The following is a 4,439-nucleotide window of genomic DNA, read 5'->3' on the forward strand; positions in this document are numbered from 1 at the left end:
TGATTTTGTTCTTCTAGCCCTTCTGAATAATTTTTTTTAAGAAAAAAATTGTGGCAGTAATCTTCTAACGTTGCGGAAGGGTCAACTTCATTTTCTGGGGAAGGATGGTCGAGTTCTTCTTGCATACGAGCAACAAGTGTTTGAAGGAAAGCATTAACTTGCTGAGCTTCAAGTGATGAAGAAGATAACATAGCATACTCCATTGTATGAAAAGATATAATCAATATTATACACAGGTTAGATTTTTTTTCCAACCTGTGTTTTAGCAAAAAACTATTTAATTAGCTTAGATAACAAACTGATTAACAAGGGCAAATAAGCGATCGAAGCTCCCCCTAAACCAAATACTATTCCCTCTCTTAACATGTTTTGCCATGTAAAAAATCCAGGTTTACTCAGCAGATTTGATAAATTACTTTCTAATTTGTGCCGTTCATCCTCATTAAACCCAAACGCTGTTGTACAATCTTTAACCCAATTTTGAAGTTCATTTAAATAGGCTAAAACGCGTAATAAACTCTTTGATTTCTTCTGCAGATTGAATTTTGTTGCTCAATTTTTTTAATTCTTCTTGAGATACAAGTTTATTGTCAATTTCTCCTAGTTTATTTTCAAGCTTTTGGTAAGCCGTTTTTTGTCTTGCTATTGCTTGCTGGGATTGATTTAGCTCATTTCGAGTTTGCTCTAATCTTTGTGTCCAATTGACCTTGTGCCTCTTCTATTTCTTGGTAATCCCATAATATTTACCTCTTGAAAATATTTAAATTTAACTTAAATAAATTAATTGTTTATAAATATATTTTTATCAAATTAATATAAATTATATAATAAACTATTAAAATTTACAATTAAATCTTTTTTTTATTTAATTTAATTTTATATTTTTAGTTATGCTAAATAGGTAAGGCTATTTCAATAAACTGATCTAATTTGATAGATTAATTATTCTAATTCAAGCGAAGAAGAGTAATAGGATGGAGACAATGCAGATCAGATTTGGTAAAGAAGAATGGTTATACAAGACATGAAAAGCAAAATTTTCGCTGTTTAGAATGTGGCAAACAGTTTCAACAAGATGACAAGTGATGAAGCAAATGCTATTGTATCGACTTATGGATTAGATAAAGCTTTTGTTTTAGATATAAAAGCAAGAACAAGTACAATTGCTTCTATGCTTCCTTTTATACAGTTCATAAAAGATAATCGAGCACCTCTTTGCAATTTTCAAAAAATTAGCCATGTGACAAATGTAAAAACATTTGCTCATTATATCCAAGACTCTTCTAGTTTTGTCAGAGCTGTTGTGATGAAAAAGGTATTACCGACGAAGAAAAGTAAAGCTTAACAGACGCTATCGTTAAACGAAATGGAACATTAAAAGTTCAATACATTTAGCAAATAACTGCTATGTTTATTTTTTTAATAAGAGACAATTATACCAGTTAATATGCAACTTCTCATTATTTAAGAGGAATACCCAAATTGTAGTTACTTAAAGATGGAGATTAATCAGCCTAAAAAATTTTTAAGCATTTTTAATCTCAGAACATTTTGCTAAAATAAAAAAAGATGTTTATGAGATTTAAAGGAGATTCTCATAGGCATCAAAAATTTTAAAGGCCTTTAATTTAATCTTTTCTCTACCAAAATAGAATAGGCGTCATTATATTTAGCACGTCTAATACTGCTCGGAGAAACATTTTGTACATTTGGGCCGCCATTATTAATATTAACGGTAAATAATTGCAAATGAAGATGGAGATCGACACCTAATAATTTAGTTTTTATTGAAATAAGCCCATTTGCTAACAAACATGCGTAATGATTAATACATTCAAATACTTGAAATAGGATTTTAAAGACAATTTGGCTGGCATTAATTATCTTTGAAGAAAGGCTCTTTTGATGATTTTCTTGGTTTAAACGTTCAGCTTTATAAAAATTTACAAGCTTAGAACGCTTTGTTAATAAAAATCTGAGTGACAATCATTAGGATTATAGGGAATTATGCTGTTCATGCTCTTCTACCCTCTTTTGTTGCATTTGAAAAAATTTGCATTCTTTAAAATATTTGTCAACTAAATTTTTATCAGAATCATTACCATCTTCTTGATAAAACAAATGCGGTATATCTTCCATTGCGCGATGATGGATTTTTATAAAAACTTCAGCTGATATTGCTGTGTGTTTGTGTTTTTCTACCTCAACTATAGTCCACGAATCAGGGGGTAAAGTAATGCTGCGTACTTTTTCAGAAATTAAGCGGAAATTTTCTAGCATTGTTTCAGGTAATTGATTAAGCAAATAAACTGCATAATCATCTGGTAAAGGGAGTGAATCTGCTTCAATTATTGTTGTCAGTTTCACAAAATTGCGACCATAAAAACAATCCAACATCCAAGTGGGAAAAAAGTTAAATACTTCTCTATATATGCCTGCATCCACTAATTTCATACATTCTTGATATTCTTTAATTGCTTTAGCGGCAATGTGTTTAGCTTTATCAATTTGTATTGATAGGGCAATAAAATCTTTTGGATCGGAAATTTCTTTGCATTGATAAAAATAAAATTTGTAAAGGCTAAAACCGAGGTAACCAGGAAGTTGAATCGTCATGTCATCTAAAAATTTCATTTTAGAAAGAGAAGAAGGAGGAGAACCTAATTTATCAAAATATTTTTGCGTAGCAGCATTAACCTCAGAAACTGGGCAGGAGGGGTGACCCCTTTCGTCGACTTGAAGGTCTTTATAAAGCTCTATAGTTGAGCTAACAAAATTAACACAAAGATCGGTTATCATAATTTCCTCCAATTCATCTTATATATTATTTAAAACTTCAACATATTTTTTAATTTTTTCATGTTCATTTTTTTACTAAGCCTTTGAGTTTTTAAACGGAATAATAAGCCAAGTTAAAAGCATTTTGCTTTTTATCGTAGTAAAAACAGATCTCGTACAAGACACATTAAAACAATCAAATATTTTTTAATAAGAAAATTTAATGCGCATTTTTTTGTTTAAATCTTTATTTTTTTATAAAAAATGCTTTTTAGATATATCCCCAGATATTTTTAATGTTAGGAATTCATGCAACAAAAAAGTTATAATTATTTACTTCAATAAATTGTAAAATTAAACGGTATATCACCAATTTAATTAAGGATATTTTAAGGCAACCTTCATCAAACAGCATTAGCTATAGCGAGACACAAATATTTGTTTTCAAAGAAAGATTTGATCAGCCCAGAAATGACCTTAAGAATAACCTCATGCCCTATTTTCAATCTTATGTCCAGCATGCTAAAAAATTTTTGTTGTTCAGAAACAAGCTCAAGCTTAATTAGAACTCGAAGCTGTTGAAAGAAAGCACAGGCTAGCCGAGCAATAGCTCTAGCTCCAGCTAGTCAAGAAAGAGCACAGAATAGTCGAAAAAAGCAAGGATTAGTAAAGAAAATTAACGAAAATAATGACTGAAACACTTTTCTGCGCGTTTTTTGGTAAAAATTAGATCCTACACAAGCTAGCCAAACTAAAAATCCGCTATGCTTTGAATCAAGCACTTAATTTAGAAATAGAAAAGAGAGCTAACCATGTGATTTCTACTTCTCCGCTCACTCAATATCTAAAGAGCATTCAAAAGTCACATCTTGCAACCTTAAACTCTTTGCATCAGTTATTGATGTAAAACATTTAGCTCAATACCTACAAGTTACATCTTGTACTGTTCAAAATGTTATTATGAAATATATTACAGCTGCTGGAAAAAGCCACTTTGACTACAGCTGTCGAAAATAGACCAGTCTTAAAATTGACATACTTTTAGTCACTTATTAATTCTTTATCGGTCAACTTGCTAAATAGGCGTTTGTTTGATATATCTTTATCTTTCTTCTTTTTCTTTGATTACAACATTCTTAAACAAACAATAATCTAGCTTTTATAATTAAATTCTATCGATATAAAAATGAATTTATCAAAATTAGATTATTCAACTTCTGATTATCTAGCCTCAATTTTTTAAATTTTATAAAAATAAAATTGACAATATAAATCCTACAAAACTAGTTACTTAAACTTATAGATTATAATAAATTGGATGTATTAAATAAAAAAACATTTGATTAAAAATGTTAACAAGTTTTTATATTGACTATACAAATGACTTTAATAGCAATAAAAAAAGGCATTTATAGAAGACTAAGTTTTGTAAATTGAGTTTAAACAATTTTCAAGAGGTAAATATTATGATATCGTCTACACCATCACCAGCGAATTTAGAAAAGTTGCTTCAAACGCAAGAAGAAATGAATGCAAGGTTCGCGAAGCTTGATAATATTCTTTGACCTTGCCCCCTGATTCCATCCAGAGTTAAATAGAGATTCAAGCAATTAATTTATTGTTATTTTCACTTAAACTTCTAATAAATTGTTTTGGGCTTA

General features: G+C 29.6%; 4 protein-coding genes and 1 pseudogene. 2 read left to right on the top strand and 3 right to left on the bottom strand.

What is annotated here, in order from left to right; translation table 11 throughout:
- Positions 1 to 191, bottom strand: a 191-nt coding sequence (locus tag TY19_RS04815; protein ID WP_042280627.1) for a hypothetical protein, incomplete at its 3' end; no start/stop codon positions are given.
- Between the two features lie 778 nt (positions 192 to 969).
- Between TY19_RS04815 and TY19_RS26765 the strand changes: the two are divergent.
- Together TY19_RS26765 and TY19_RS04820 are read left to right on the top strand one after the other, a co-directional pair.
- Positions 970 to 1,077: pseudogene (locus tag TY19_RS26765) on the top strand (IS1/IS1595 family N-terminal zinc-binding domain-containing protein); the annotation flags it as partial.
- Complete coding sequence (locus TY19_RS04820; protein WP_042280628.1) at positions 1,076 to 1,345, top strand: hypothetical protein; 270 nt, start codon at positions 1,076 to 1,078, stop codon at positions 1,343 to 1,345. The pseudogene TY19_RS26765 and the gene TY19_RS04820, both read left to right, overlap by 2 nt.
- Positions 1,346 to 1,623: 278 nt before the next feature.
- Here TY19_RS04820 and TY19_RS04825 read toward each other — a convergent pair whose 3' ends face one another.
- Complete coding sequence (locus TY19_RS04825) at positions 1,624 to 1,986, bottom strand: hypothetical protein (protein WP_042280629.1); 363 nt, start codon at positions 1,984 to 1,986, stop codon at positions 1,624 to 1,626.
- Positions 1,987 to 1,995: 9 nt separating this feature from the next.
- Positions 1,996 to 2,799, bottom strand: coding sequence for a hypothetical protein (locus tag TY19_RS04830; RefSeq protein ID WP_042280630.1), 804 nt, complete (start codon positions 2,797 to 2,799; stop codon positions 1,996 to 1,998).
- Positions 2,800 to 4,439 lie beyond the last annotated feature (1,640 nt).

Origin of the sequence: Candidatus Protochlamydia sp. R18 (genome assembly GCF_000648255.1) — a bacterium.
Classification (GTDB): Bacteria; Chlamydiota; Chlamydiia; order Chlamydiales; family Parachlamydiaceae; genus Protochlamydia; species Protochlamydia amoebophila.